Source organism: Mycolicibacterium phocaicum, from assembly GCF_010731115.1.
Taxonomy (GTDB): domain Bacteria; phylum Actinomycetota; class Actinomycetes; order Mycobacteriales; family Mycobacteriaceae; genus Mycobacterium; species Mycobacterium phocaicum.
The window spans coordinates 2,468,547-2,494,143 of record NZ_AP022616.1; the positions used below are offsets into that span (position 1 = coordinate 2,468,547).

At 67.4% G+C, this 25,597-nt stretch carries 29 protein-coding genes; 13 read left to right on the forward strand and 16 right to left on the reverse strand.

Annotated elements, in window-relative coordinates:
* The first annotated feature begins 21 nt into the window (after nt 1-21).
* The gene (locus G6N46_RS11790) at nt 22-525 is read left to right on the forward strand and encodes a SixA phosphatase family protein (RefSeq protein WP_138249543.1); all 504 of its coding nucleotides are present in this window, start codon (nt 22-24) and stop codon (nt 523-525) included.
* Here the strand turns inward: G6N46_RS11790 and G6N46_RS11795 are convergent.
* On the reverse strand, nt 522-1,061 hold the full coding sequence (locus tag G6N46_RS11795) for a DUF3558 domain-containing protein (RefSeq protein ID WP_061002649.1): 540 nt from the start codon (nt 1,059-1,061) through the stop codon (nt 522-524). The genes G6N46_RS11790 and G6N46_RS11795 overlap by 4 nt on opposite strands.
* Nucleotides 1,058-1,570, reverse strand: coding sequence for a DUF3558 domain-containing protein (locus G6N46_RS11800; protein ID WP_061002656.1), 513 nt, complete (start codon nt 1,568-1,570; stop codon nt 1,058-1,060). The genes G6N46_RS11795 and G6N46_RS11800 overlap by 4 nt, the downstream gene beginning before the upstream one ends.
* 147 nt (nt 1,571-1,717) lie before the next feature.
* Here G6N46_RS11800 and G6N46_RS11805 point away from each other — a divergent pair, with 147 nt between their 5' ends.
* Nucleotides 1,718-3,451: an ABC transporter ATP-binding protein gene (locus tag G6N46_RS11805; RefSeq protein ID WP_061002655.1), complete on the forward strand. Its 1,734-nt coding sequence runs from the start codon at nt 1,718-1,720 to the stop codon at nt 3,449-3,451.
* 20 nt (nt 3,452-3,471) lie between these two features.
* On the forward strand, nt 3,472-5,343 hold the full coding sequence (locus tag G6N46_RS11810; protein WP_138249589.1) for an ABC transporter ATP-binding protein: 1,872 nt from the start codon (nt 3,472-3,474) through the stop codon (nt 5,341-5,343).
* A gap of 156 nt (nt 5,344-5,499) precedes the next feature.
* On the opposite strand, the gene G6N46_RS11815 is transcribed toward G6N46_RS11810, so the two are convergent.
* The 5 genes from G6N46_RS11815 to G6N46_RS11835 form a co-directional block, all read right to left on the reverse strand.
* The gene (locus G6N46_RS11815) at nt 5,500-6,738 is read right to left on the reverse strand and encodes an HNH endonuclease (RefSeq protein ID WP_138249544.1); all 1,239 of its coding nucleotides are present in this window, start codon (nt 6,736-6,738) and stop codon (nt 5,500-5,502) included.
* 342 nt (nt 6,739-7,080) lie between these two features.
* Nucleotides 7,081-7,533 carry a methyltransferase family protein gene (locus tag G6N46_RS11820; RefSeq protein ID WP_197746722.1) on the reverse strand — a complete coding sequence of 151 codons (453 nt, stop codon included), beginning with the start codon at nt 7,531-7,533 and terminating at the stop codon, nt 7,081-7,083.
* Nucleotides 7,534-7,599: 66 nt separating this feature from the next.
* Nucleotides 7,600-8,073: a glucose-6-phosphate dehydrogenase gene (locus G6N46_RS11825; protein ID WP_138249545.1), complete on the reverse strand. Its 474-nt coding sequence runs from the start codon at nt 8,071-8,073 to the stop codon at nt 7,600-7,602.
* A 65-nt stretch (nt 8,074-8,138) separates the two neighbouring features.
* Complete coding sequence (locus tag G6N46_RS11830; RefSeq protein WP_064858939.1) at nt 8,139-8,690, reverse strand: ATP-binding transcription factor AbmR; 552 nt, start codon at nt 8,688-8,690, stop codon at nt 8,139-8,141.
* 79 nt (nt 8,691-8,769) lie between these two features.
* Nucleotides 8,770-8,982: a hypothetical protein gene (locus G6N46_RS11835; protein ID WP_138249546.1), complete on the reverse strand. Its 213-nt coding sequence runs from the start codon at nt 8,980-8,982 to the stop codon at nt 8,770-8,772.
* A 98-nt stretch (nt 8,983-9,080) separates the two neighbouring features.
* Between G6N46_RS11835 and G6N46_RS11840 the strand changes: the two genes are divergently transcribed.
* Together G6N46_RS11840 and G6N46_RS11845 are read left to right on the forward strand one after the other, a co-directional pair.
* On the forward strand, nt 9,081-9,284 hold the full coding sequence (locus G6N46_RS11840) for a cation transporter (protein ID WP_061002753.1): 204 nt from the start codon (nt 9,081-9,083) through the stop codon (nt 9,282-9,284).
* A 31-nt stretch (nt 9,285-9,315) separates the two neighbouring features.
* Nucleotides 9,316-11,427, forward strand: coding sequence for a heavy metal translocating P-type ATPase (locus G6N46_RS11845; protein ID WP_138249547.1), 2,112 nt, complete (start codon nt 9,316-9,318; stop codon nt 11,425-11,427).
* Here the strand turns inward: G6N46_RS11845 and G6N46_RS11850 are convergent, their stop codons facing one another.
* Entirely contained in the window at nt 11,428-12,228 is an 801-nt protein-coding gene (locus G6N46_RS11850) for a glycoside hydrolase family 16 protein (RefSeq protein WP_064858941.1), read from the reverse strand.
* Between the two features lie 67 nt (nt 12,229-12,295).
* Nucleotides 12,296-13,375, reverse strand: a complete 1,080-nt coding sequence (locus tag G6N46_RS11855) for an adenylate/guanylate cyclase domain-containing protein (RefSeq protein ID WP_138249548.1) — start codon at nt 13,373-13,375, stop codon at nt 12,296-12,298.
* Nucleotides 13,376-13,417: 42 nt separating this feature from the next.
* Here G6N46_RS11855 and G6N46_RS11860 point away from each other — a divergent pair, with 42 nt between their 5' ends.
* A complete protein-coding gene (locus tag G6N46_RS11860; RefSeq protein WP_138249549.1) occupies nt 13,418-13,906 on the forward strand; it encodes a DNA-deoxyinosine glycosylase in 489 nt (162 codons plus the stop codon).
* Between the two features lie 20 nt (nt 13,907-13,926).
* Here the strand turns inward: G6N46_RS11860 and G6N46_RS11865 are convergent, their stop codons facing one another.
* Nucleotides 13,927-15,303 carry an amidase gene (locus G6N46_RS11865; RefSeq protein WP_138249550.1) on the reverse strand — a complete coding sequence of 459 codons (1,377 nt, stop codon included), beginning with the start codon at nt 15,301-15,303 and terminating at the stop codon, nt 13,927-13,929.
* A 17-nt stretch (nt 15,304-15,320) separates the two neighbouring features.
* Nucleotides 15,321-16,148, reverse strand: a complete 828-nt coding sequence (locus tag G6N46_RS11870) for an AraC family transcriptional regulator (protein ID WP_138249551.1) — start codon at nt 16,146-16,148, stop codon at nt 15,321-15,323.
* Nucleotides 16,149-16,175: 27 nt separating this feature from the next.
* Here G6N46_RS11870 and G6N46_RS11875 point away from each other — a divergent pair, with 27 nt between their 5' ends.
* From G6N46_RS11875 to G6N46_RS11885, 3 genes are read left to right on the forward strand one after another with little or no spacing between them, the layout of a single operon-like run.
* Entirely contained in the window at nt 16,176-16,643 is a 468-nt protein-coding gene (locus tag G6N46_RS11875; protein WP_138249552.1) for a VOC family protein, read from the forward strand.
* A 24-nt stretch (nt 16,644-16,667) separates the two neighbouring features.
* Nucleotides 16,668-17,114, forward strand: a complete 447-nt coding sequence (locus G6N46_RS11880; RefSeq protein ID WP_138249553.1) for an HIT family protein — start codon at nt 16,668-16,670, stop codon at nt 17,112-17,114.
* Complete coding sequence (locus tag G6N46_RS11885) at nt 17,111-17,557, forward strand: nitroreductase family deazaflavin-dependent oxidoreductase (RefSeq protein WP_135357945.1); 447 nt, start codon at nt 17,111-17,113, stop codon at nt 17,555-17,557. Before G6N46_RS11880 ends, G6N46_RS11885 begins: the two co-directional genes overlap by 4 nt.
* Here G6N46_RS11885 and G6N46_RS11890 read toward each other — a convergent pair.
* Genes G6N46_RS11890 through G6N46_RS11900 form a run of 3 tightly spaced genes read right to left on the reverse strand, consistent with a single transcriptional unit; the run spans nt 17,554 to nt 20,415 of the window.
* On the reverse strand, nt 17,554-18,606 hold the full coding sequence (locus G6N46_RS11890; RefSeq protein ID WP_138249554.1) for an LLM class flavin-dependent oxidoreductase: 1,053 nt from the start codon (nt 18,604-18,606) through the stop codon (nt 17,554-17,556). The genes G6N46_RS11885 and G6N46_RS11890 overlap by 4 nt on opposite strands.
* A 3-nt stretch (nt 18,607-18,609) precedes the next feature.
* Nucleotides 18,610-19,440, reverse strand: coding sequence for a uracil-DNA glycosylase (locus G6N46_RS11895; protein WP_138249555.1), 831 nt, complete (start codon nt 19,438-19,440; stop codon nt 18,610-18,612).
* Between the two features lie 27 nt (nt 19,441-19,467).
* A complete protein-coding gene (locus tag G6N46_RS11900) occupies nt 19,468-20,415 on the reverse strand; it encodes an oxygenase MpaB family protein (protein WP_167526409.1) in 948 nt (315 codons plus the stop codon).
* 80 nt (nt 20,416-20,495) lie between these two features.
* Here G6N46_RS11900 and G6N46_RS11905 point away from each other — a divergent pair, with 80 nt between their 5' ends.
* Nucleotides 20,496-21,134, forward strand: coding sequence for a TetR/AcrR family transcriptional regulator (locus tag G6N46_RS11905; RefSeq protein WP_226520992.1), 639 nt, complete (start codon nt 20,496-20,498; stop codon nt 21,132-21,134).
* Here G6N46_RS11905 and G6N46_RS11910 read toward each other — a convergent pair.
* Complete coding sequence (locus tag G6N46_RS11910; RefSeq protein ID WP_226520991.1) at nt 21,121-21,546, reverse strand: hypothetical protein; 426 nt, start codon at nt 21,544-21,546, stop codon at nt 21,121-21,123. The two genes, G6N46_RS11905 and G6N46_RS11910, sit on opposite strands and share 14 nt — an antisense overlap.
* A 23-nt stretch (nt 21,547-21,569) precedes the next feature.
* On the opposite strand from G6N46_RS11910, the gene G6N46_RS11915 reads away from it, so the two are divergent.
* Genes G6N46_RS11915 through G6N46_RS11925 form a run of 3 tightly spaced genes read left to right on the forward strand, consistent with a single transcriptional unit; the run spans nt 21,570 to nt 24,823 of the window.
* Nucleotides 21,570-22,934 carry an FAD-binding oxidoreductase gene (locus G6N46_RS11915; protein ID WP_138249556.1) on the forward strand — a complete coding sequence of 455 codons (1,365 nt, stop codon included), beginning with the start codon at nt 21,570-21,572 and terminating at the stop codon, nt 22,932-22,934.
* Nucleotides 22,935-22,988: 54 nt separating this feature from the next.
* Complete coding sequence (locus G6N46_RS11920) at nt 22,989-24,236, forward strand: cytochrome P450 (RefSeq protein ID WP_138249557.1); 1,248 nt, start codon at nt 22,989-22,991, stop codon at nt 24,234-24,236.
* Entirely contained in the window at nt 24,236-24,823 is a 588-nt protein-coding gene (locus G6N46_RS11925; protein ID WP_138249558.1) for a TetR/AcrR family transcriptional regulator, read from the forward strand. The genes G6N46_RS11920 and G6N46_RS11925 overlap by 1 nt, the downstream gene beginning before the upstream one ends.
* Here G6N46_RS11925 and G6N46_RS11930 read toward each other — a convergent pair.
* The gene (locus G6N46_RS11930) at nt 24,808-25,533 is read right to left on the reverse strand and encodes a siderophore-interacting protein (protein WP_138249559.1); all 726 of its coding nucleotides are present in this window, start codon (nt 25,531-25,533) and stop codon (nt 24,808-24,810) included. The two genes, G6N46_RS11925 and G6N46_RS11930, sit on opposite strands and share 16 nt — an antisense overlap.
* Between the last annotated feature and the right edge of the window lie 64 nt (nt 25,534-25,597).

Sequence of the window (25,597 nt, forward strand, 5' to 3'; positions counted from 1 at the left end):
CCGGGGATCTACGGTGGGCGGGTGACGGGAACCCGAACATTGATCCTGCTGCGGCACGCGAAATCCGACTACCCCGACGGGGTCGCCGACCATGAGCGGCCGCTCGCCAAGCGCGGCATCCGCGAAGCGGCACTGGCCGGAGACTGGATTCGGGAAAATCTCCCGCCCGTCGACGCCGTCCTGTGCTCGACCGCCACCCGGACCCGACAGACGCTCGAGCGCACCGGCATCAGCGCGCCCGTGACATTCGTCGAGCGCCTCTACAACGCCACGGCAGGCATCGCCATCGAGGTCATCAACGGCGCGCCGGAGGCAGCGAACACGCTGCTGGTGATCGGCCACGAACCGGTCATGTCATCGCTCGCGCTGAGTCTGGCGTCGCTCGACGCGAGCGACCCTGACGTCGCCGGTCAGATTGCGATGAAGTACCCGACGTCAGCGATCGCCGTCCTGCACACCGACCGGCACTGGACGCAGGTCGAGCTGCGCAGCGCCACGTTGGACCAGTTCCACATCCCCCGCTAGGAGTTGGTGGCGAGCGTCAGCTCCATCAGCTTGGTGGCCATGCCACAGGTGTCGGCGCCCGGCCCCTGCGGGTTGACCCACCAGCCCACGACACCGGCGGCGTCACTGGCCACGCCGCACGAGCCGTTGGGATCGTTCGGGTGCATGATGATCGACTTCACGCCGGCGATCGCCTTGGTCTCGTACTTGTAGTTCAGGTGCTGGGCGACCTTGGTCTCTTCATCGAGGCTGCCCTGCTCGTACCAGAACCGGGTGATGTCGATGAGGCCCGCCGACTGGTTCAGCGCCTGCCACCGGCACACCGCGCCCACGAAGGTGCTCTGGATGTCCAGCGGGTCCGCGCCGACCGTCTTGGCCAGCACGTCGTTGGTCAGCACGTCGCACTCTTTGAGCAGGTTCGGGTACGAATCCGCCGAGTGCTCGCTGCCGCCGCCGGCGCCTTCCTTCATCGCGGTGCCCTCGACCGAGCGGGCGCAACCCACCAGCGCCAGCGCCGACATCACGGCGACCGCTCCAGCCAGTTTCCGTCGTGTCATTTCGCGTTCGCAATCGATTGCCGGGCCAGTTCCTTGGCGATGTCGCACGGATCAGGGAACGGCTTCTGGGAGAAGCTGATGGACCATTCGATGAAGTCGTCGTCGAACTGGATGCCGACCTCACACAGGCTCTTGCCGATCATCGGGTCCTCGCCGAGTGCGACGAAACCGGAGTGGCCGTTGATGTTGATGTCGTTGACGTCGGCCCGCGTCCGCTCCTCGGTCTTGCGTTCGCGGCCGATTGGGCTGCCCCGGTACCAGGTGAACGAGAAGTGCGGACCGAGGATGCCACCGTTGACCAGCCACTGGCAGCCGACGGAGTTCTTCGCGGTGTTGACGAGGCCCGTGACCTGGGTCAGCTGGGTGACGGTCTGATCGCTGACGCCGCCGCACACCGGGAACATGGGGCCATGCTTGGCCGGACCCGACGCAGCCGGGCCCGACGGGCCGCCCGCCTGGGCGCCGCCGCTGCTGCTGTCGTCCGAGCAGGCGGACATCGCCGGAATCATCGCCGCGGCAAGCACGGTCGCGGCGGCGGTCTTCACCTGTCTGCGGGTCACGCCATGCACTGTAGCGGCAGGTTCTGAGGTCAACCACCGACATGCCGACTGACCTGGTCTTTCTACAAGCATTCTCGGGTGTGCCACAGTAACCGCATGCTCTGGGCACTGCTGCGGCAGTACACGAGGCCGTATCGGCGGCAGCTGACGGTGGTGGCGACGCTGCAACTGATCAGCACGCTGGCCTCGCTGTATCTGCCCACGCTCAACGCCCGCATCATCGACCACGGCGTCGCACGCGGCGACACCGCCGTCATCGGGCGGCTCGGCGCCGTCATGCTCGGCGTCAGCGCGCTGCAGGTGCTGTGCGCCGTCGGCGCCGTCTACTTCGGTTCCCGCGCCGGCATGGGCTTCGGCCGCGACCTGCGCTGGGCAGTCTTCCGCCAGGTGCTCGGCTGGTCCAACGCCGAAGCCGTGCGGTTCGGGGCGCCCACGCTCATGACCCGCACCACCAACGACGTCCAGCAGATCCAGGTCCTGGTGCAGATGACCTGCACCATGCTGATCACCGCGCCGATCATGTGCGTCGGTGGCATCGCGATGGCCGTGCACCAGAACGCCGGCCTGTCGTGGCTGCTGCTGGTCAGCGTGCCGATGATGGCGGTGTGCAATTACCTGATCATCTCCCGGCTGCTGCCGCTGTTCCGCCGGATGCAGCGGCTGATCGACAACATCAATCGCGTGCTGCGCGAGCAGCTCACCGGTATCCGCGTGGTCCGGGCCTTCTCGCGCGAGGACGCCGAACGCGCCCGGTTCGCCGACGCGAATCACGAGCTGACCGACACCACCCTGACCGTCGGCCGGTGGCAGGCCCTGATGCTGCCCGCGACGACGCTCGTGGTGAATCTGTCCAGCGTGGCGGTGATCTGGTTCGGCGGTATCCGCATCGATCACGGCCAGATGCAGGTCGGCTCGCTGATCGCGTTCCTCTCGTACTTCATGCAGATCCTGATGGCCGTGCTGATGGTGACCATCGTGCTGGTGATCCTGCCGCGCGCGTCGGTGTGCGCCGAGCGGATCACCGATGTGCTCGCGACCGAGCCGTCGATCGTGTCACCCGCCGCGCCCCTGGTGCCGGAGGTTCGGTGCGGGAAGGTCCAGGTGACGGCAGCCACCTTCGGGTATCCCGGGGCCGACGACCCTGTGTTGCACGGGGTTTCACTGACTGCTTTACCGGGGACGGTGACGGCCATCGTGGGATCGACCGGCTCCGGCAAGTCGACACTGATGGCACTGCTGTGCCGGATGTATGACGTCACCTCAGGCTCCGTGATGGTCGACGGCGTCGACGTCCGCGACTACGACCCCGAACAGTTGTGGTCGACGATCGGGGTGGTGCCGCAACGCGGGCACGTGTTTTCCGGCACGGTCGCCGACAACCTGCGGTTCGGCAAGGCCGACGCGACCGAAGACGAGATGTGGGCGGCGCTCGGCGTCGCGTCGGCCGACTTCGTGGCAGACCACCCCGAGGGGCTGGGCATGCCCGTCGCACAGGGCGGCACGAATTTCTCCGGTGGCCAGCGCCAGCGCCTCGCCATCGCCCGCGCGGTGGTCCGGCGGCCCGCGGTGTACCTGTTCGATGACGCATTCTCGGCGTTGGATGTCCACACCGACGCCCGGGTGCGGGCCGCGTTGTCCGCGGTGGCCGCCGATGCCACGGTGATCATTGTCGCCCAACGGCTTTCGACGGTCATCACGGCCGATCAGATCGTCGTGCTGGACAGCGGCCGGGTGGTCGGCGCCGGCACGCATGCCGAGCTTCTCGAGTCCTGCGCGGTATATCGCGAGTTCGCCGATTCTCAGGCGATTGTGGCCGGGGGCGTGGCGTGACCCGGCCGCCCTCGGCCGCCATGCTGGCGTCCGGTTCGCGGTCCGAGAACTTCCGTGGCACGGCGCTGCGGCTGGTGAAACAACTGGCGCCGCAACGCAGTCGGGTGATAGTGGTGATGCTGTTGGGCATCGCCGGGATCGCGGTCGGCGTGATCGGGCCCCGCATCCTGGGCCACGCCACCGACCTGTTGTTCAACGGGGTGCTGGGCCGCGGGTTGCCGGCGGGTATCAGCCGTGAGCAGGCGGTCGCTGCGGCGCGGGCGCGCGGCGACAACACCTTTGCCGACCTGCTCGCCGGGTCCGATGTCGTTCCGGGCCAGGGCGTCGACTTCACGGCGATCGGCCACGTGCTGACTCTCGCGCTGCTGCTGTATCTGGTGTCCGCGGTGATGGTGTGGGCCGAGGCACGGCTGCTCAACACCATCGTGCAACGCACCATGTTCACGCTGCGCTCACACGTCGAGGACAAGATTCACCGACTGCCGTTGTCGTACTTCGATTCCCGCCCCCGTGGCGAGATTCTCAGCCGGGTCACCAACGACATCGACAACGTCCAGACGTCGTTGACGATCACCGTCAGCCAGCTCCTGACCTCGGCACTGGCAGTGGTTGCCGTGCTGGCGGCGATGATCTGGATTTCGCCGCTGCTGGCGTTGATCACGGTGCTGACGGTGCCGCTCACCTTGCTGACGACGCGGATCATCACCAAGCGGTCGCGGCAACAGTTCATGGCCCAGTGGCGCAATACCGGCCGGCTCAACGCCCACATCGAAGAGACCTACAGCGGTTTCACCGTCGTCAAGACCTTCGGGCACCGCGCACTGGCCGAGGAGAAGTTCCGCGAACTGAACGACGATGTGTACCAGGCGAGTTTCGGCGCACAGTCGCTTTCCGGGCTGGTCTCCCCGATCACCACGTTCATCGGCAACATCAGCTACGTCGGCGTCGCGGTGGTCGGTGGTATCCAGGTGGCGACCGGGCAGATCAGCCTGGGCAGCATCCAGGCGTTCATCCAGTATGTGCGGCAGTTCAACCAGCCATTGACCCAGATCGCGTCGATGTACAACACCATGCAGTCCGGGATGGCCAGCGCGGAACGGGTTTTCGAGTTCCTGGATGCCGACGAAGAGGCCGTCCTTGAGGCCGGGCCGGGGTCGGGCGCGGGCTCAGCTGCGCCGGACCTCGTCGAGTTCGAGCAAGTCAACTTCTCATACCTGCCCGGAACCCGGGTCATCGAGAACCTGTCGTTCGTCGTCGAACCCGGCACCACCGTGGCCATCGTCGGGCCGACGGGGGCCGGCAAGACCACGCTGGTCAATCTGCTGATGCGGTTCTACGAGCCGGATTCCGGCCGAATCCTGCTGGGCGGCCGTGACATTGCGACGATGAGCCGTGCCGACCTGCGATCACGCATCGGCATGGTGCTGCAGGACACGTGGCTCATCGGCGGCACGATCTACGACAACATCGCCTACGGACGTCCCGGGGCCTCCGAGGCCGAGGTGATCGAGGCTGCCCGCACCGCGCGCGTCGACCATTTCGTGCATACGCTGCCGAACGGGTACCAGACGCGCCTCAACGAGAACGGCGTGAACATCAGTGCCGGCGAGAAGCAGCTGATCACGATTGCCCGAGCGCTGGTCCGGCAACCTCAGCTGCTGATCCTCGACGAGGCCACCAGTTCCGTCGACAGCCGCACCGAGCTGCTGATCGCCCAGGCCACCGCGGAGCTGCGCCGCAATCGGACGAGTTTCATTATCGCGCACCGTCTTTCCACCATCCGCGACGCCGATCTGATCCTCGTGGTCCAGGCCGGGCGGATCGTCGAGCGCGGGTCCCACGACGAGCTGCTCCAGCGACGCGGGGCCTACTGGCAGATGACGCAGGCCTGACGGCTGCGTGCAACGCCCACTGCTGAGCCGGACACCGCGGCGGTGGCAGGTTTCCTGCGTTCAGCCGGTGCGCGGGCCTGCCGCTCCGCCGCCGAAGCGGCAGGCCCGCGATCAATGTTCACTGTTGAGTTGTCAAGGTGCACAATGCTTTAGGTGTTACGCGGCCGTGTCGAGTCGCATGGTGCGGCGGTTGTACGCGGGGATGGGTTTTCGGTCCGGGTCGACGGCCGCGGGTGGGATGAGCCAGGGGTGTTTGTCCATTCCCATGACGACGTCCCAGCCGTCGTGATGCACGTTGGCGTGACACGCCGGGCACAGCAGGCACCCGTTGCCCAGTGATGTTTCGCCGTGGTGGGTCCAGTGCACGATGTGGTGGGCGTGGGTGCGTCCGGGTGGTGCGCCGCATTTGATGCAGCATTGATCGCGCAGATATAGCGCTTTGCGTAGGTGAGGTGGGAACAGGCGTTTCTCGCGGCTCATATCGAGGGGTACGTGTTCGCCGTCGACGATGATCGTGGTGACGGTGGTGTCGCAGGTGAGCCGGTCCAGGGTCATGGTGCTGATCGATCCAATGAATTCCAGCGTGGCCAGGTCCGGGGTGTCGGCGGGCACGGTGATGAGTAGTTGGGTGCGCGGCGCGCTGGCAATATCGCCGCCGCGGGCGGCGATATCCAACACCGCCTCCAGCGCATCAGCGCGCCGCCGCCCCGCGGAACGCACATCTGGGGTTCCGTCGGGTTCGGGCCGCGGTGCCGAGTGCTCCTCCATCGCGGCGATGTATTTGGCGCCGACCTCAGCGTCCAGGTCCGCGCGGACCTGGACCCGCCCATCGGAGGTGATGCGGTGGTCGACGGTGTTGACCGAGCGGTCTTCGGCGGCGGGCAGCCCGCCTTCTGCGGCGGCGTGCCGGTTGCCCAACCGGCGGGCCCGGTTGCCGATGTCGGCCGGGGTGGCTCCGGAGAAGAACTGGCCCAGCAGATCGGTCACCTGCGCGAACCGGGCTTGCTCGTCGACTGGTCCGGGCGCGCGGGCCTGTATGTGGTTGATGCCTTTGACGATCGCATCGACATGCTCACCGGAGATCGCCCCGTCGCCGGCGTGCGCCGCGAGCGTGGGCAGCGCCGGCAGCGCACCGCCGACGCGGATCAGCCGTTCGGCCACCGAGGGTGCACACCCCAACGACATCAGCAGCTCGCGCGGCGATCGGCCCTGCGATGCCGCCACACCACAGCGGTCCAGCACCGCGGTCATTGTCGCGGAGAGATGGTCAACCACGCCCCGGATCAGCAGCAGCAGCCGCGTGACGTTGACGGCATCCTCGCCCGACATGTTCTCAGGGACGACCACGCCGCGCAGGTGGTCGAGGAGTGGGTTGAGATCCGGTGTGATTCCCATAACACACTATATCGAACAAATGTTCGAACCACAAGGGGTGGATGCACGGATTTTCCGGTGTATCACCATTTTCGCGACGGTGCCGAGACATGACGGGCGTATTGAAAATGGTACTTTCGTACCAGACAGGGCCGGCGCCGTCACCGACTCCGGACGCGGCGCCGGAAGCGTCGACGTGGCGGCAGACGCGAAGTGGCGGCAGGCGAGAAATGGCGCCAGACGCGAAGATGCGCCGGGTACGTCGCCATTACGCGGGCGCGTCGACATGGCGTCGGACGCGCCGGCACAGCGGGGGCCTCAAGCAAGAACTTCACCGACGACGCCCGCGTACCCCCAACAAACCTACGGTCGATACGGCATCACCCGCGGCACCCAGGCCGGGACGGACGCACAGTAGCGCCGGTACTCGTCGCCGAATTGCCTCGTCAGCGCAGGCTGCTCATAGAAGTACACGAACGCGCTCGTCGCCAACACGAAAAACACTAAGTACCAAAGGAGTACAGGCTGACCGAGAACCAACGCTTGACCGAGGATGACAGTCGCAACCGCGAGATACATCGGGTTGCGGACGTACCGGTGCGGCCCCGTCACGACCAAGGTCTGCGTCGGCGCCATCGGCAATGGCGTGCCGAGCCCGTCACTGGCGAATTTGTAGATCGCCGCGAGCAGTACCGGAAGCCCCAGAAGAATCAGCACCACGCCGCCCACCCAAATGCCAGGTAGGCCGAACAAGTCCCCAATCCGCCGCCAACCGGTCAGCGAATACGGGATCAGGCCGGCCATGGTGCCCGGCACGACAAGGGTGAAAACTGCACTGCGCACGAGGCTTTGGCGCCGCAGGGACGCCGTAGATCCCATGACTCAGGCCGCGAACGCAGAGGTCAGTTGGACTCGGATGACCGGATCGGACTCGAGGCGGTGCCGCAGTGCACTCTCGAACTGCCAGATGGAGGTGAGGTCGTGCTCCAGTCGGCAGTCCACGGCAGCGGCCGTGCCCGACGGCGGCGGGCTGTCGGCGATGTGGTCGGCAACAGGTTCGAGCAGTGCCCGCGGCGCCGCGAGGTAGTAGCCGGGATTCGGCCCGCCGACCTCGGCCGCATACAGCAGCCCATGCTCGGTGATGACGATGTGCGTGGCCAGCACTCGCACCGGGCCGTGCTGCTCGGCGCTGCCCCATTCCTCGGCCGCCAACCGTCCCTGAATGACGTGCAGTCGCACGTCATCGGTCAAGAATTTCGTGAAGTCACCCGGCCCGAGCACACAGGCTGAAGCGAGGTCGGCATCCAGGCCGCCGCACAGCATCTCGCCGATGTAATTGAACAACCGATCGCTCATGACGCGCTCCCATCGGGCCGGTCCTTTGAGCCTGCACCCGCGCGGCAGCGAACGTCAATGGTTGATCAGAGTTGCGGACCCTCCGCACGAAGATCGTCGACCGCGGTCATGGCATCCCGCAGTTTCGCGAGCCACTCTTCGGCATGCTCACCGACCAACCGAACCGACCACGCCAGCGCATCGGACCGTGACCGGGCCACGCCGGCGTCGACCAGCGTGTCGAGCACCTGACGCTCCGGTTGCTTGAGTCGCGTCATCACGGGAACAGCCAAGTGGGTGAACAGGATTCGTTCCGACTCCCCCACCGACACGCCCCAGGCCACTTTGCGGCCGTAGCGAGCCTCGGCCTCATCGGCGATCCGCATGCGCTCGGACCGGGTCTCTTCCCGGAAGCGCGCCACCCGCCCGGAAGCCCGAGCGGCCGTTTCCGGATTCTCGGGCTCGGGCAGGCGCCCGATGACCACGATCTCCTCGCGGTCCACCGTGACGTCCGGGTCGCCCGCGAACCACTCTTCGGGGAGCCGGCCGGCGAACCAGTCGGCGGCGTCGCCCGCATCGGGCTGCTGCGCTTGTTGCCAGCCGCCGCGGCGGTCCTGGCCAGAATGACGTTGCCTCATGCTTACATAATTACACCGTTACAGCTGCTACAAAACAGCGTTTCACCCGAAGCGAAAGTACAAAGCGAAAAGGGTGTTATCAGCGCTTACGCAGCAGCGCGGAACCGCCGAAGGCGGCCAGCCCAAGCACCACCAACGCCAGGAACACGGCCCAGCCCGTACTGACGAACACGCCGACCAGCACGATGGCGGCGATCACCGGCGACGCCACGAAAAGCAGCATGCCCGGGTGCTCCTTCGCTACCGCGAGGGCACTCTTCGCCCGGACCGGATCAATTTCTTTGCGCGCCATGGAACCAGGATGCCACCCGAAGCGACTAAAAGAGCAGATTCCACAGAGACCCGAATCACAGCGCTACCTATACCCCCTATGGGTATATACTCCAGGGCATGAGTCAGGTACTTGAAGTTCAGGGAATGTCGTGCGGACACTGCGTCGCGTCCATCACCTCTGCTGTCGAGCCGCTGCCCGGCGTGACCGGTGTCGAGGTCGACCTCAAGGCCGGAACCGTACGGGTGGACGGCGAGCCCGACCGCGCCGCCGTTGCCGCCGCCATCGAAGACGCCGGATACGACGTCGTCCAACCGGCATGACGACCAGCGAGAAGCCGGAGGCGGATCGCGCATGACCACGTCGGTCACACTGTCGGTGGGCGGCATGACGTGTTCGTCATGCGCGGCCCGAATTGAGAAGCGGCTCAACCGGATCGACGGTGTTCACGCCAGCGTGAACTTCGCGACCGAGCAGGCGGCCATCACCTATCCCGAGAGTGTGACCACCGACGAGCTGGTCGCGGCCGTCGAGGCCACCGGCTACACCGCAAGCATCGACAAGACCGATACCCCCGCCGAAACGGCCTACCTGCCACGCCTGCTGGTGTCGCTGGCCCCGACGATCCCCGTCATCGCGCTGTCGATGATTCCGGCCCTGCAATTCCCGCACTGGCCCCTGTGGGCGCTGACACTCGCCACCCCTGTGGTGTTCTGGGGCGCCTGGCCGTTGCACCACGCCGCGTGGACGAACCTGCGGCACGGCGCGGCGACCATGGACACGTTGGTGTCGCTGGGCGTTCTCACGTCGTACCTGTGGTCGGCGTGGATGCTCAGCACCGGTAGCGACCACCTCTACCTGGAAGTCGCCGCCACCGTCACGACCCTGATCCTCGCCGGCAAGTTCTTCGAGACCCGCGCCAAGCGACAGTCGGGCGCGGCGCTGCGCGCGCTGCTCGACCTGGGCGCCAAGGACGTCGCGGTGCTTCGCGACGGCCACGAAACCCGGCTGCCCATCGAGGAACTGGTAGTCGGAGACGTCTTCGTGGTCCGGCCCGGCGAGAAGATCGCGACGGACGGTGTGGTGGTGTCCGGAACGTCTGCCGTGGACGCGTCGATGTTGACCGGCGAATCGGTGCCTGTCGAGGTCGGCCCTGGCGACCAGTTGGCCGGCGCGACGGTGAATGCCGGTGGACGCCTTGAAGTTCGGGCCACGCGTGTCGGCGCCGACACCCAACTGGCGCAGATGGCACGGTTGGTGGCCGATGCGCAGAGTGGCAAGGCCGAGGTGCAGCGTCTCGCTGACCGGGTGTCGGCGGTCTTCGTGCCCGTGGTCATCGGGCTGGCACTGTTGACGCTGATCGGCTGGCTGGTCGCGGGTGGCACGGTCAGCGCCGCACTGACGGCCGCGGTTTCGGTGCTGATCATCGCGTGCCCCTGCGCCCTGGGACTGGCCACACCGACGGCGCTGTTGGTCGGCACCGGACGCGGCGCGCAGCTGGGCATCCTGATCAAGGGCCCGCAGGTACTCGAATCGACCCGCAAGGTCGACACCGTCGTACTGGACAAGACCGGCACGGTGACGACCGGGAAGATGACGCTGGCGGCGGTACATGCCGAGTCCGACAACGTCTTACGGCTCGCCGGCGCGTTGGAGCACGCCTCCGAGCACCCCATTGCCCAGGCCATCGCGAGCCGGGCCGCCGCGAACGGACCGCTGCCGGCGGTCACCGACTTCGTCAACCACGACGGTCGCGGCGTCACAGGTGTGGTGGACGGTCACGACGTCGCCGTGGGGCGTCGCAGCTGGCTCACCGCTGAGGCCGCCCCCGAATTGCAGACCGCCGCGCAGAACGCCGAAGCGGAGGGCCGCAGCCCGGTCTGGGTCGCGGTCGACGGCGCGATCGCGGGCGTCATCGTCGTCTCGGACACGGTGAAAGACACTGCCGCCGAAGCGATTACCGAACTCAAGAAGCTGGGACTGACGCCCGTCCTGCTGTCCGGGGACAACGCCCGCGCGGCCGGCGCGGTGGCGGCCGAAGTCGGCATCGACACGGTGATCGCCGAGGTCCTGCCGGCGGACAAGGTCGACGAGATCAAGCGCCTGCAGGATCAGGGCCGCGTCGTGGCCATGGTCGGCGACGGCGTGAATGACGCTGCCGCCCTCGCGCAGGCCGACTTGGGCCTGGCCATGGGCACCGGTACCGATGTGGCGATCGAGGCCTCGGACCTCACCCTGGTCAGTGGGGACCTGCGGGCGGCGGGAGACGCCATCCGGCTGTCCCGAGCGACACTCAAGACCATCAAGGGCAATCTGTTCTGGGCGTTCGCCTACAACGTCGCGGCGATCCCGCTGGCGGCGGCGGGCATGCTCAACCCGATGATCGCCAGCGCGGCAATGGCTTTCAGCTCGCTGTTCGTGGTGAGCAACAGCCTGCGACTGCGCAGCTTCAAGCCCAGCCGGTAGCTACCAGATCTTCACCCAGTCGACCAGCATGTCGGCGGGGTACGTTCCCCCTGAGGGGTCACCGCCCCCAGAACCGGCCACGGCGAGGCCGAGAATCGGGAACAGGGTGTAGCCCGGATCGTTGAAGTGCCAGTTGGGCAACGACTTTGCCGGCACGTTGAAGTACGGCTGCGCGCCGTCGGTGTAATCCAGCCAGAACCGGATGCCGGCGTCGTCCCATTGGCAACGCCAGTTGTGCCACGCGGTGTCAGGCGTGATGTTGTGCGAAACATGTTCGCCGCCATTGAGGTTGACGTGCACCGTGGTGCCGGGCGCCCAGCTCCCGTTGCCGTACCACTCCATGATGTCGACCTCGCCACCGATGCCCGGGGTGTTGTTGGCCAGGTACCAGGCCGGCCAGCAGCCCGGGGTCAGGCAGTTGAGCTTGATCCGGGCTTCGAAGGTGTGGCCGATGCCGGCTTTGAAGGTGCCGAAAATCTTGCCGCTGAAGTAGGTGTTCCCGTCCTTGGCGGCGCGGATCACCAGGTTCGATTTGCCGTCCAGGAACAGGTTCTTGCGGTCGTTGCGGTACTGGCCGACGTGTTCGGGCAGCTCCCAGTAGGTGGGGTTCTCCATCGACTCGCGGGCTGTCGCGATCTCCCATTTCGAGGTGTCGGGCGACGATCCCGCGGGGCCGTCGAAGTTGTCCACGAAGATGAGTTTTCCGGGCGTATCAGCGTGGGCCTCGGCGTTGGGAAGCGTGGCGGCCAACAGGCCCAGCCCCGCCATCGACAGCATGCTGCGACGATCAATGTCTGGCATGCCTACCCATGTAAGCCGCGTCCCGGCGTTCGTGCAAGCCGGTGCACGGCGGGCACAGGTGCCGCGGCTACTGCTCGCCGCGGCGGGCGCGAAACAGTTTCACCTCGTCACGGATACCTTTCAGCCGTCGCGCTCCGGCGAATGACCACTCGAAACCGGGTGCCTCCCCGATCGCCTCCCGTGCCGAATCGGCCAGCAGCACGGCCCCTGGTCGGGCGACTCCGGTCACCCGGCTGGCTTTGTTGACCGCACCGCCGAACCAGTCCCCGGCTCGGCTCACGGCCATTCCCGTCGCCATGCCGGCCTTGAGCCGCGGCAGGGCCTCATCGGCCTCGGCCGCCTCGACGAGATCGAGAATCATGTTCAGCAGCGGCACCGGTTCGGGGCTGACGAGCATGACCTCGTCGCCGATGGTCTTGATGAACCGGACCGGCGGCTCGGCAAGTGTGCGCGCCAGATCAGCCAGCCGCTGAGACAGCCGCTCCAGTCCTTCCGGCGGCAGTTCCTCGCCGAGGCTGGTGAAACCGACGAGATCGGCGAAGGCGATCGATACGAGGCCCGCACCCGGCAACGCCGGCCCCGTCAGCCGCTCGGTGGCGGCGACCTCCTGCTGCAGCAGCGCATGCAGCATCTGCGTACGAAGCATGTCCTGCGCCATCGGCCCCAGCAGCGGCGCAACGTATCCCGTCAGCGCGGCAACAGCCTTGGCGTTCTCCAACTCGGTCGCATCGGTCTGCAGGATCGCCGACAGCGCCGCGAACTGCATGACCTCGACGGTTTTCGCGAAACCGTCCGTCATCACCTGAACCACCGCGACGACCTGCTCGACCGGCAGGCCCAGGCCCAGACACTGCTGCGCGTAGCCGACGAGCTGACTGTCCGCCGTCAGGTACAGCGCGGCAGCCGGGTCATCGGACCGGGGCCGGCCCGCCGCGTGCAGAATCCGTTGCAGCAGATCGATATCCATGTCCCACCGGGTCGCGATGTCCCGCGCCGACAGCCGGACACCGTCGTCACCGAGAGCGCGCCGGGCCGGCAACAGCGTCGGCGCGAAGGACTCGTCGATCTCCTGTTCGCTGAAGCCTTCGGACAGCAGCCAGTCGGTCAGCTCGGCACGGTCAACCGGCTCGGCAGCTTGTTCACTCACCCGGCCAACCTATCGCGCCTGGCAGCCCCGCAGAATGGGCACATGACCGAGCCAGAGATGCCGCTCCGCACGGGGCTGCCGGCGATCGTCGGCGCCAACCCACGTGTGCTGATCCTGGGCTCGTTTCCCAGCGAGAAGTCACTCGACACCGGCGAGTACTACGCCAACACCCGCAACCAGTTCTGGCGGCTGCTCGGCTCCCTCATCGGATTCGACGCGGAACTCCCGTATACCGAGCGCATCGAGGCCGTCACCGCCGCCGGAGTCGCGCTGTGGGACGTCGTGCACAGCTGCCGGCGCGTCGGCAGCCTGGATGCGAACATCGACCGGAAGACATTGGTGCTCAATGATTTCCATAGTTTCCTGACGGAGCACCCGACGATCGAACGGGGCTTCGTCAACGGGTTGACGGCGTACACGCTGTTTCAGCAGGCCGACATCGCGCTGCCCGCCGCCCGGCTGCCGTCGAGCAGTGGCGCGCTGACCATGTCGTTCGCCGACAAACTGGCGGCGTGGCAAGTGGTGCGCTGAACGTTTCACCCCGGCGCGCGCTAACCGACCGGAGGCCGCCGGCTCGCCCAGGGGCGCGCACCCTCGAGCTGCGCACTCAGTGACAGCAGCGTCGCCTCGTCAAAAGGCCTGCCCACCAACTGAATCGACGTCGGGATGCCGGTGGCGTCCAACCCCCATGGCACGACGGCCGCCGGTTGGCCGGTGACGTTGAACATGGCCTGGAATGGCACCCGCGACGCGACCGACGCCAGGGTCGCGACGGCGCCGCGGCGCTGATACTGCCCGATCCGAGAGGGTCCGGTCGCCGCGCCAGGGGTGATCACGACGTCGACATCGTCGAACACCGACTGCACCCGCGCGGTCAACGCGGGTTCGGCGGCACGGATCGCATCGATCCGCCGCTGCGAGATCAGCCCACCGATCCTGGCGAAGGCCCGGGTCCGACGGTCCAGGCGCTCCGGGTGCGGCAGCGCGGAGACGTCGTCGTAGACCCCGCGGAAGTAACGCGGCAGGGCGTGGCCGTACACCGCCCACCGCGGGTAGTCGGGGTCGCGATGGACGACGTCGTGGCCCAGTTCACGCAGCAGCGCGCCCGCCTGCTCCACCGCGGCGCGCTGCTCGGCTCCCACCCATGCAGTCACCAGTGGTGGCACCTTGGTGCTCAACGCAATCCGCAAGCGTCCGGGCGCCCGGCGGGCGGCGTCCACGAAGCCGCCGTCGGTGGTGGCGTCGAGGAACAGGGCCGCGTCTTCGACGGTGCGGGCCAGTGGCCCGTACGCGACCAGACCGCACCACGAATCGTCGTGCGGGCTCATCGGCACCCGGTCACGCTGCGGTTTGATGCCGAACAACCCGCACCAGGTGGCGGGAATCCGGATCGAGCCCATGCCGTCAGACCCCAGCGCCATCGCCGCCAGCCCGGCAGCGACGGCGGTGCCACTGCCCCCGCTGCTGCCGCCCGGCGCATATCCCGGATTCCAGGGGTTCCGCGTCGCGCCGTAGGTCAGCGTCTCGGTGAACGGCCAGATCATCATCTCGGGCACCGTGGTCTTGCCCAGGATCACCGCGCCGGCGGTGCGCAGCCGGCGGATCACCTCGGCGTCCGCGGTGGCGGCCGGCCCGTGCGCGCTGCTGCCGAACGTGGTCAGCTCGCCCGCCACGTCGGTGTCGTCCTTGATCGCGATCGGCACACCGAGCAGCGGCAGCCGCTCCCCGGCGTCCAGCCGGGCCTGTGCGGCTCGCGCCCCAGCTCTGGCATCTGCGGCCAGAACTGTTCGATAACAACGCAATTCGGGATCGATGCGCGCGATCCGGTCCAGGTACAGCTCGACGAGCTCGGGTGCGGTCACCGCACCGGCGGCGAGCCTCCTGGCCTGTTCGGATGCGCCGGCGAACGCCAGCTCACGAGGGTCCATGCGGCGCAGATTACCCATCACCGGCGATGTTTTGTGGCGTACTCCCCCGGCGTGCAGCCGAGCATGGCGCGGAAGTCGTTGATGAAATGCGCCTGGTCGTACCACCCCAATCCGACCGCCAGATCGGCGAAGTCGAGATCCGGCACCGTCTCGATCTGGAGTGCCGCGTGCTGCAGGCGGTAACGGCACAGCACCCATTTCACCGGCACGCCGACGTAGCGGCGGAACACCCGCTGTGTGGTCCGCTCACTCCAAGGCGACAGCGCCATCACCTGTTCGACGCGGTGCAGCTGTTGATCGGCGCGGACCCGGTCGAGCAACGTCAACAGGTCGCGATAGGTGGTGTCCACGGCGGTGTGCTTGCCGATCATGTCGTCCATCACCGCCGCGGTCAGGGCGATGTCGTCAGGGAAAGACGCTGCGGTGCCGGGCAATTCGTCGTCGACAGGGAGCACCCGGCCGGTCAGAGCGCCGGCGTCCCGGCCGAACCGGGCCGCGAAGCCGCCGGGCCAGAACCTGACACCCACCACCGAGCCGGACCCCGTGAGCGTGGTGGTGAACACCCGCTCGACCACGCCATGCACCAGCGTCGCCGGCAAGCGCTGACCGTGCCGGACACCGTCGGTGCCCCATTCGTGCGTCAGGTGCACCGCGGGAAAGGTGATGACGGTGCTGTCGAACGGCTCGGCGCCCCGTAAATCCCAAGTGACGGACCAGAAATTCTCGACCCAGACCGCCGCCGCAGCGGACGGCTGCCACTGCTGCAGGTCGAACACCGAGCCAGTATTGGCACGGCCGACCACGCCCAGCTTCGGAGCCGGTGTCGGGTTTTTCCAAGCCACCACGCCACCGACCCTACGAAACTGGGTGCCATGAGCGTGCAACCAATTCCCCAGGGCTACACCAGCCTCACCCCATTCCTGGTGATCGATGGAGCTGCCGCCGCGATCGACTTCTACGTCGAGGTGTTCGGTGCCCGGCTCGTCGAGAAGATGGACGCGAGTGACGGCACCGTGGCACACGCCGAGCTGGACTTCGGTACCGGCCGGCTGCAACTGTCCGATCCCAATCCCGATTACGAACTGATCGCGCCACCGCGCAGCGGTCCGGTCACGCATTCGGTGGTGCTGTACTGCCCCGATGTCGACGCGGTGGTCGACCGGGCCGAACGCGCCGGCGCGACAATCCGGGAGGCGACACAGACTTTCGTCACCGGTGACCGGTTCGCGTCGATCATCGATCCGTTCGGCCAGCGCTGGGCGGTCATGACGCGGGTCGAAGACGTCGACGCCGCGGAGCGCGACCGCCGGTTGTCTGAGTGGGCGGCATCCAACGTCTGAACCCGGTTGGCCTACCGTGAAGTGATGGCCTGTGCGTTCTGCGACATCATCGCCGGGAAGGCGCCCGCGGTGCGCGTCTACGAAGACGCCGACTACGTGGCGTTCCTGGACATCCGCCCGTTCTCGCGCGGCCACACTCTGGTGGTCCCCAAACAGCACTACGAAAACCTGGTCGACACCCCGCCGGAGGTGGTGGCCGGCATGGCCAAACTCGGTCAGCGCATCGCACAGGCGTCGCGCGAGTCCGGCCTGCATGCCGACGGCAACAACATCGCGATCAACGACGGCAAAGCCGCATTTCAGACCGTGTTCCACATCCATCTGCACGTCGTCCCGCGCAAGTCAGGCGACAAGCTGGCGTTCGCCAAGGGCATGCTGTTGCGCCGCGATCCGGACCGGGAAACCAGCGGAAAGATCCTACTGGAGGCGGTGGCGCGCCTTTCTGATCCGCAGGCAGACTTGAGCACATGAGTATGCCCTTGTGGGAGAAGTACCTCGGCCTCCCGTTGCTGAAGATGCACGACCGGATCTACCAGAAGACCGAAGGCCGGATCGGGCACCAGTTCCCCGGTGTGCCGCCCAGCCTGCTGCTGCACACCGTCGGCGCCAAGACGGGCCTGGCGCGCACCACGTCGCTGACCTACGCGAAAGACGGCGACGCCTACCTGGTGGTCGCGTCCAAGGGCGGCGAGCCGACGGCGCCCGGCTGGTACTTCAACCTGAAGGCCAACCCCGAGATCGAAATCAACGTCGGCACGAAGCGAATCCCGGTCACGGCCCGCGTGGTCGGCAGGGACGACCCCGACTACGGGCGGCTGTGGCAGGTCGTGAACAAGAACAACGCCAACCGGTACGCGGGCTATCAGAAGCGCACCACCCGGCCCATTCCGGTGGTCGCGCTGACGCCCCGCTAGAGCAGCTGCTCGGCAAGCAGCCGTAGCGTCGTTTCGCGGGCCGGGGCGGTGGCTGGATCGCAGCCCCGGCGCGCGGCGGCTACGGGGCTGACCATTACCTCGTCGACCCCGAAATGCGATGCCAGCTGGCGGATTTGCTCCGCGGCCTCTGCGGGCGCCCCGACGACGGCCCGCTCCATTCCGGCGGCGACGATAGCTTGCTGCGTCGGCGTGAGCTGGTTGTGCTCGGAGTCCTCGACCAGGTCCAGCGCCCGCAGCGGCTCACCGGTGCGCAGCCACGCCATCATCTGCAAGTTGGGACGGATGAGCTGTTCGGCTTCGTCGCGCGTCTCCGCGACACAGGCGTTGACGGTCATGAAGGTCGTTGGCGCGTCAGCGAATTCGCTGGGCCGGAACTCTTCGCGGTAGGTGGCCAGGGCTTCCTCGGTGCCCTGCCCGGAGAAGTGGTGGGCGAACACATACGGCAGCCCCTTGGCGGCGGCAAGGTGCGCCGAATACATCGACGAACCCAGCAGCCACAGTTTCGGCGGACTCACCGCCGACGGGGTGGCCTTCAGAATGTAGTTCTTGTCCAACAGGTTTCGTCCCTCGAGCGACACCTTCACACCACCGGGACTCATCAGCGCGACGACGTCGTCGAGGTACTCGGGAAAGCGCTGGATGTCCTCATCCGAGCGCCCGGCCGGGCCGCGCAGCGCGATCGAGGTGACGGGGTCGGTCCCTGGCGCCCGGCCGACTCCGAGGTCGATGCGCCCCGGGGCCGCCGCCTCCAGCAGCGCGAACTGCTCGGCGACCGCCAACGGTGCGTGGTTGGGCAGCATCACGCCGCCCGAGCCCAGCCGGATCTGCGAGGTCTGGGCAGCCAGGTAACCCAGGACGACCGGCGGGCTGGTGGCGGCGACCGCGGGCATGTTGTGGTGCTCGGCCACCCAGTAGCGGGTGTAGCCCAGCTGGTCGGCGGCCTTGGCGAGGCGCACGGTGGCGGCGAAGGCGTCGACGGTGGACTGGTCGCTCCGGACCGGGACGAGATCGAGGACAGACAACTGCACGATCTAATCCAACTCTTCCGGGCGGGATGCGATTCCCTTGGCCGTGATGAACACGTCGTCCAGCATGGCCGGGGTGAGCCTCCCGGTGAACGTGTTCTGCTGGCTGGGGTGGTAGCAGCCGAGGAGGCGCCGGCCGTCGGGAAGCGCGGCCAGCGCGCCGTGACCGAACTTCGGATACGGCCGTCCCGCCCCCGCCAGGTCCAGCGCGGCCTTCCAGGCGAAACCGCCGAGTGCGACGACGACCCGGACATCCTCGCCCGTCAGCCGCCACTCGGCGCTCAGCCACGGCTCGCACGTGTCCCGCTCCTGCGGTGTCGGAGCGTTGTCCGGCGGGGCACATCGGACTGCGGCGACCACGCGAATGTCGTTGAGGGTCAGCCCATCTGCCGCGTCGACGCTCTCCGCGCTGTTGGCCAGGCCGACGCGGTGCAGGGCGGCGAAGAGAAAGTCGCCCGACCGGTCGCCCGTGAACACCCGGCCGGTGCGGTTGGCACCGTGGGCTGCGGGTGCCAGACCCAGCACCCAGATGCGCGGCCGGTCGACGCCGAGACCCGGCGCCGGCCGGCCCCAGTACGGCTCACCGGCGTAGGCCTTGCGCTTGGCCACCGTCCGCGTCGCGACGTCCTCACGCCACGTGACCAGGCGGGGACATGCGCGGCACACCGATACCTGGGCGTCGAGGTCGGCCACCTCGGTGCAGCGGCGGGCCCTGGCCCGAACCTGCGCCGCAGTACGGGCGACGGGGGTCTCGGCGTCGGCCGGGTCCCCGGGCCAGCCCGCGCCGACGGGCACCGGGGACGGGAAGAATTCTCCGGTTCGGGGATGCGGCAGCACCCCCAGATTCTGCCCTCCGCGGTGCGGTCAGGCGGCGAAGCTGTCCAATTGCACGCCGTGGTACGCCGACCGCAACCGCTCGTAGCGGTACCGGTTGTAGGCCAACGGATCAAGGACGACGGCCCGTGGCAGATACCGCCAGGCCAGCTGCGAAGCCTTCAGATACAGCGCATATTCGAGGCGGGTCACGGGGGTCGATCGAATGTCGAGCAGCTCCCGCATCTTCGGGTGGGCGTGACGCTGGCCCAGCACTTTCGGGATGCGCAGCGCGATCGGCGTCAGGGCACTCCATAACGGTGACAGGAGTACCTGCATCTGCTTCGGCACCAGAGCGGGCATCGGCAAGCTGTCGAAGCTGTCGTCGGCATACTGCAGAAAGGCGTTGTCCGCCAGATGCTTTTCGGCGACGCGGTCGTAGTACGCCTCCATGTCGGCCAACGTCTCGGGCAGCTTGGCCCGGGCACTGGGCAGTTCCAGGTAGCTCGTCATCCACCGCACGGTCTGATACACGACCTCGCGCTGCTCGGCATCGAGCTCCGCACCGCGCACCGCGACGTAACCCCGGTAAAACAGGTTGAGGGAGCTGACGGCGATCCAGTTCCACAGTTCGGGGTCGAGCGCGCTGAACCGGGTATCAGCGAACTCTCCATTGCCGGTCCCGCGCACGCCACCGTGCAGCCGCTTGAGTTCCTCGGTGTCCGATCGGCGGTCGGCCTCGTCGCCGAACAGCATCAACATGCCGTAGGCCAGCGACCGGATACCCCGGTCGGTGAAGTTCTGCTGGAACCGACCCGACCAGTCGACGGCGGCCGCGATCGGGCGGTACGCCACCTGGTCGAGGGCCAGGCGCCCGAAGAGCCCGAGGCTCAGCGGTGAGCCAAGCCACCACCGCACGTCGGCCGCCAGCTCCGCATGCGACTGGCTCGGGTGCCACGGCTCCACCTCGGCCCCCACGGGCGATGCAGTCATGGTCATGTGCGCATCCAATCTGTCATCAAGCGTTGATAGATAGGATCAGGCAATCATCTGTCAACACGTGTGTCAAGATTGGTGACGTGAGCGAGCCCAGGCGGTACGGCGGCTTGAGCGGAGCCGACCGCGTCACCGAGCGCCGGCGCCGCTTCGTCGCCGCCGGCCTGGAGTTGATGGGTACCCGGGGCATCGCCGCCACCACCCTGCGCGGCGTGGCAGAGGAAGCCGGGCTTGCGGCCCGCTACTTCGCCGAATCGTTTCCGACCATCGAGGACCTGCACCTCGCAGTGTTCGACACCATCGTGGACGAGGTAGAAGAACGAGGGCTCGCCGCGATCGCCGCCACCGAAGGCGACCAACGCGCCAGGTCACGCGCGGCACTCAGCGTGCTGGCCGACGTCCTCCTGACCGACCAGCGCAAGGGTCGCATCGCGCTGATCGAATCCGTCTCCTCGCCCGCACTCGGCCCGCGCCGCCTCGCCGAGGCCCAGCGATTCGCGGGCATCGTCGCCGGACTGAGCGGTTCGGGCACCGACGCGCGGCCACTCGACCTGCAACTGGCCGCGCAGTTCGTCATCGGCGGGGTCGCCGAGACGCTCACCGCTGTCCTCGTCGGAGCGATCGGCGTCGATCGCGAGCACCTCATCGACCGGCTGAACGACATGTTGTTTGCTTCATTGCGCGGAATCCGCGCGAATGCGAGTGCAGTCAGAACGGGATGACCGACTCGCTGTTGAGATTCAGCCACACTCGACGCACCCAGCGCCGAACCGGACCCGCGGACAGATGGGCGATCAGTTCACGGTCATCGATCAGATAGCCCCCCGGCACCCGCTGCCAAAGGCCCGCCATCCAAAGCTCCAGGGCTGCAACGGTTGTCACAGAGCCCGACGCTATGAGATCGAGCGCCGCGTCGGCCACGAAGGCCGGTCGGCGCGTACGCACGCTATGGCTCACCGCGCGCACGTGGAGCTCTATCGCGGTCGCAGACACATGCGCTCCGCGACGGCTGTCGCGCAGCGCTCCCATCTCGGCCAACAAGGCCTTGCTGTACACATAGCTGACGATACCCGTAACACGGGCGTTACACGGGATTAATACGCACGGCACATGGCGCGAGTCTTCGCTGGTCACCACCTGACTCCTAGACTTGCCCCGTGCACACCGCGCTACCGAGCCTCATCGCCGACCTGCCCGCCGACGCCGTCGTCACCGATCCGGACATCGTCGCGTCATACCGACAGGACCGCGCGCTGGATCCAGACGCCGGCACCCCCATCGCGGTGGTGCGGCCGCGGAGCACCGAGGAAGTACAGACGGTCCTGCGGTGGGCCACCGCACACAGGATCGCGGTCGTGCCGCGCGGCGCCGGCACCAGCTTGTCCGGCGGCGCGACGGCGATCGACGGCGGCATCGTGCTGACCACCGAACGGATGCGCGACATCGTCGTCGACACCGCGACCCGCACCGCCGTCGTGCAGCCCGGCCTGCTCAACGCCGAGGTGAAGAAAGCCGTTGCCGCCCATGGCCTCTGGTACCCACCCGATCCGTCGTCATTCGAAATCTGCAGCATCGGCGGCAACGTCGCGACCAACGCCGGCGGCCTGTGTTGCGTGAAGTACGGCGTCACCACCGACTACATCCTGGGCCTGCAGGTGGTGCTGGCCGACGGCACCGCGGTGCGACTCGGCGGCCCACGCCTGAAAGACGTTGCGGGACTGAGCCTCACCAAACTGTTCGTCGGCAGCGAGGGCACGCTGGGCGTCGTCACCGAGGCGACACTGCGCCTGCTGCCACCACAACATCGCGGGTGCACCGTCGTGGCGAGCTTCGACTCGGTGCGCGCAGCAGCCGATGCCGTCGTGACGATCACCGGCAAGATTCGCCCGTCGATGCTGGAGTTCATGGACGACGTGGCGATCAACGCCGTCGAGGACAAGCTCAAGATGGGCCTGGACCGCAAGGCCAAGGCCATGCTGGTAGCGGCCTCCGACGATCGCGGCGCGGCGGGTGTCGAGGACACCGAGTTCATGGCCCGGGTTTTCACCGAAGCCGGTGCGACAGAGGTGTTTTCGACCGACGATCCCGACGAGGGTGAAGCCTTCGTGGCGGCCCGGCGGTTTGCGATCCCGGCCGTGGAAGCCAAGGGCCCGCTACTCCTGGAGGACGTCGGCGTGCCGCTCCCCGCGTTGGCGGACCTGGTCGACGGCGTGGGAGAGATCGCCCGCAGGCACGACCTGCTGATCTCGGTGATCGCGCATGCCGGGGACGGCAACACCCACCCGCTGATCGTCCACGATCCGAACGATGCCGAGAACACCCGACGGGCCAACATCGCATTCGGCGAGATCATGGACCTGGCCGTGTCACTCGGCGGCACCATCACCGGCGAGCACGGCGTCGGCCGGCTCAAGCGGCCCTGGCTCGCCGGCCAACTCGGGCCGGAGGTCATGGAACTGAATCGCCGGATCAAAGCGGCGCTGGACCCCGACAACATCCTGAATCCGGGTGCCGGAATCTGATTTCGGGCATGGACAGGCATTGACACATCGAGGCCGCCGCCGTACACATAAGACATGACGGCGATTTTGTCTCACGAGACATCGGACTCCCCCATGGCGTTCCAGCTTGCCGATTCGGCCGGGTGGGTCGACCCCTGGCCGATGTACCGGTCGCTGCGCGACCACGATCCCGTCCACCATGTGGTGCCCGCCGACAATCCCGCAGCCGACTACTACGTACTGTCCCGGCACGCCGACATCTGGACGGCGGCGCGCGATCACCAGACCTACTCCTCGGCGCAGGGCCTGACCGTCAACTACGGCGAGCTGGAACTCATTGGCCTGCAGGACAACCCGCCGATGGTGATGACCGACCCGCCCGTACACACCGAGTTCCGCAAGCTGGTGTCACGCGGCTTCACGCCACGCCAGGTCGAGGCCGTCGAGCCCAAGGTGCGCGAGTTCGTCGTGCAGCGGCTGGAGAAGCTGAAGGCCGCCGGCGGCGGTGACATCGTGGCCGAACTGTTCAAGCCGCTGCCATCGATGGTCGTCGCGCACTACCTGGGCGTTCCCGAGGCCGATCGCGACCAGTTCGACGGCTGGACCGAGGCCATCGTCGCCGCCAACACCGCCGAGGGTGGGCTCGGTGGCGCACTCGAGACGCTGGGCAGTGCGCTCGGCGACATGATGGGGTACTTCACCGCGCTGATCGAGCGCCGTCGCAAGGAGCCCGAAGACGACACGGTGTCGCACCTGGTCGCCGCGGGCATCGGCGCTGACGGCGACATCAGCGGCGTGCTGTCGATCCTCGCGTTCACCTTCACCATGGTCACGGGCGGCAACGACACCACCACCGGAATGCTGGGCGGCTCCGTGCAACTGCTGCACCGGCGGCCTGATCAGCGCCGGCTGCTCGTCGAAAACCCCGACCTCATCACCGAATCCGTCGACGAACTGCTGCGGCTCACCTCACCGGTCCAGGGCCTGGCCCGCACCACCACCCGCGACGTGACCATCGGCGAGACCACCATCCCCGCGGGCCGCAAGACCCTGCTGCTCTACGGATCGGGCAACCGCGACGAGCGCCAATACGGCCCCAACGCAGGCGAATTGGACGTGACACGAGCACCGCGCAACATCCTGACGTTCAGCCACGGCGCGCACCACTGCCTGGGCGCGGCCGCCGCACGGATGCAGTCCCGCGTCGCCCTGACCGAACTGCTCTCGCGGATACCGGATTTCACCGTCGATGAAGACAACATCGAGTGGGCCGGTGGCAGCTACGTGCGACGCCCGCTATCGGTGCCGTTTACGATCGGCTGATGGCAAACGACTGGCTGGCCGGCCGACGCACCGAGGTCGCGGCAGAAGCGATCCTGGACGCCGCCGACCGCCTGTTCGCCGAGCAGGACGCCGCAACCGTCGGAATGCTCGAAATCGCCAGGGCGGCAGGCTGTTCCCGCGCCACGCTGTACCGGTACTACGAGAACCGCGACGTGCTCCATTTGGCCTACGTGCACCGCGAGGCATTCCGCGTATTCGCTCACGTCGGCGAGCAGATCGCGGACATCACCGACCCGCGCACGCGGCTGCTCGACGGTGTCGCGATCGCCCTGCGCAGCGTGCGGGAAAGTCCCGCGCTGTCATCGTGGTTCGTCGCGACCCAGCGACCCATCGGTGGTGAGGTCGCCGTGCAGTCCGACGTCATCACCGGACTGGTGGCAGCGTTCCTGTCGGCGTCGTGGCCCGAGCTGGACTCCGAAGCCGCGCACCGTCGGGCCAACTGGCTGGTCCGGATCCTGGTGTCGCTGTTGATGTTCCCCGGTGCCGACGAAGCCGACGAACGCGCGATGCTCGACGAATTCGTGGTGAACCAGCTGGTTCCGGCCGAGGGTCAGGCCTCCCAGTAGGCCCGGGCCTTGATCGACTTCTTCGGGATCTGGTAGTCCTCGCGCAGCACCTTGACCACCGACCGCGTGGTCCGGTTGTCGCACGCCACCCAGCCGAAGTGGTCGGAGGCGTCGAATGCCGAGGCGCGCACGGTCTCGACCAGCGCCTCGCCATTGTTCTTGCGGTCGACCCAGGTGACCGTCAGCCCCGGCGCACCGGTGCCCACCTGGAGGTCACGGTCGTCGTCGTGGCCCGCCTCGAGGTACACCTGGATGGGCGCCTCGCCGATGGCCTGCAGCAGCGTATTGATCGCCGGCAGCGAGGCGGTGTCACCGACGAGGACGTATCCGGCCGGCGCGGGCTCGGGCAGCTCGAAACTGCTGCCGAGCAGCGTCACTTCGAGGGTGTCACCGGGCTTGGCCTCCTGGGCCCACCGGGTGGCCAGGCCGTCGTGGAGCGCGAAGTCGATGTCGGTGGTGCCGGCCGCCGGGTCGGGGTTGACCAGCGTGTATCCGCGCTGATGCGCCTTGTCGCCATCGGGGAACCAGCCGCGAACCCACATGGTGGGGTGCACGGGCCGCTCGGCCAGCAGGTTCCCGGTGGTGAAGTGCAGCCGCAGGTAGTTCGGGGTGATCTGGGTGCGGCCGGTGACGGTCAGCTCGTAGTCGCCGCCCCGCCACAGTTTGACCAGCGCGCCCTGGATTCCACGCGACGGCTTCGACTCGGTCATGTATCACCCTCCGATTGGACTCTTAGGGCAGCATAACCTAATTGATGGTGTTGGTTGATTGCCT

Coding starts and splice junctions, on each gene's coding strand:
- G6N46_RS11860 (WP_138249549.1), top strand. CDS start 13,418: ATGACCGAGCCAGAGATGCCGCTCCGCACGGGGCTGCCGGCGATCGTC.
- G6N46_RS11840 (WP_061002753.1), top strand. CDS start 9,081: ATGAGTCAGGTACTTGAAGTTCAGGGAATGTCGTGCGGACACTGCGTC.
- G6N46_RS11865 (WP_138249550.1), bottom strand. CDS start 15,303: ATGGACCCTCGTGAGCTGGCGTTCGCCGGCGCATCCGAACAGGCCAGG.
- G6N46_RS11800 (WP_061002656.1), bottom strand. CDS start 1,570: ATGATTCCGGCGATGTCCGCCTGCTCGGACGACAGCAGCAGCGGCGGC.
- G6N46_RS11805 (WP_061002655.1), top strand. CDS start 1,718: ATGCTCTGGGCACTGCTGCGGCAGTACACGAGGCCGTATCGGCGGCAG.
- G6N46_RS11815 (WP_138249544.1), bottom strand. CDS start 6,738: ATGGGAATCACACCGGATCTCAACCCACTCCTCGACCACCTGCGCGGC.
- G6N46_RS11835 (WP_138249546.1), bottom strand. CDS start 8,982: ATGGCGCGCAAAGAAATTGATCCGGTCCGGGCGAAGAGTGCCCTCGCG.
- G6N46_RS11930 (WP_138249559.1), bottom strand. CDS start 25,533: ATGACCGAGTCGAAGCCGTCGCGTGGAATCCAGGGCGCGCTGGTCAAA.
- G6N46_RS11885 (WP_135357945.1), top strand. CDS start 17,111: ATGAGTATGCCCTTGTGGGAGAAGTACCTCGGCCTCCCGTTGCTGAAG.
- G6N46_RS11900 (WP_167526409.1), bottom strand. CDS start 20,415: ATGACCATGACTGCATCGCCCGTGGGGGCCGAGGTGGAGCCGTGGCAC.
- G6N46_RS11880 (WP_138249553.1), top strand. CDS start 16,668: ATGGCCTGTGCGTTCTGCGACATCATCGCCGGGAAGGCGCCCGCGGTG.
- G6N46_RS11845 (WP_138249547.1), top strand. CDS start 9,316: ATGACCACGTCGGTCACACTGTCGGTGGGCGGCATGACGTGTTCGTCA.
- G6N46_RS11875 (WP_138249552.1), top strand. CDS start 16,176: ATGAGCGTGCAACCAATTCCCCAGGGCTACACCAGCCTCACCCCATTC.
- G6N46_RS11850 (WP_064858941.1), bottom strand. CDS start 12,228: ATGCCAGACATTGATCGTCGCAGCATGCTGTCGATGGCGGGGCTGGGC.
- G6N46_RS11795 (WP_061002649.1), bottom strand. CDS start 1,061: ATGACACGACGGAAACTGGCTGGAGCGGTCGCCGTGATGTCGGCGCTG.
- G6N46_RS11920 (WP_138249557.1), top strand. CDS start 22,989: ATGACGGCGATTTTGTCTCACGAGACATCGGACTCCCCCATGGCGTTC.
- G6N46_RS11825 (WP_138249545.1), bottom strand. CDS start 8,073: ATGAGCGATCGGTTGTTCAATTACATCGGCGAGATGCTGTGCGGCGGC.
- G6N46_RS11830 (WP_064858939.1), bottom strand. CDS start 8,690: ATGAGGCAACGTCATTCTGGCCAGGACCGCCGCGGCGGCTGGCAACAA.
- G6N46_RS11810 (WP_138249589.1), top strand. CDS start 3,472: ATGCTGGCGTCCGGTTCGCGGTCCGAGAACTTCCGTGGCACGGCGCTG.
- G6N46_RS11925 (WP_138249558.1), top strand. CDS start 24,236: ATGGCAAACGACTGGCTGGCCGGCCGACGCACCGAGGTCGCGGCAGAA.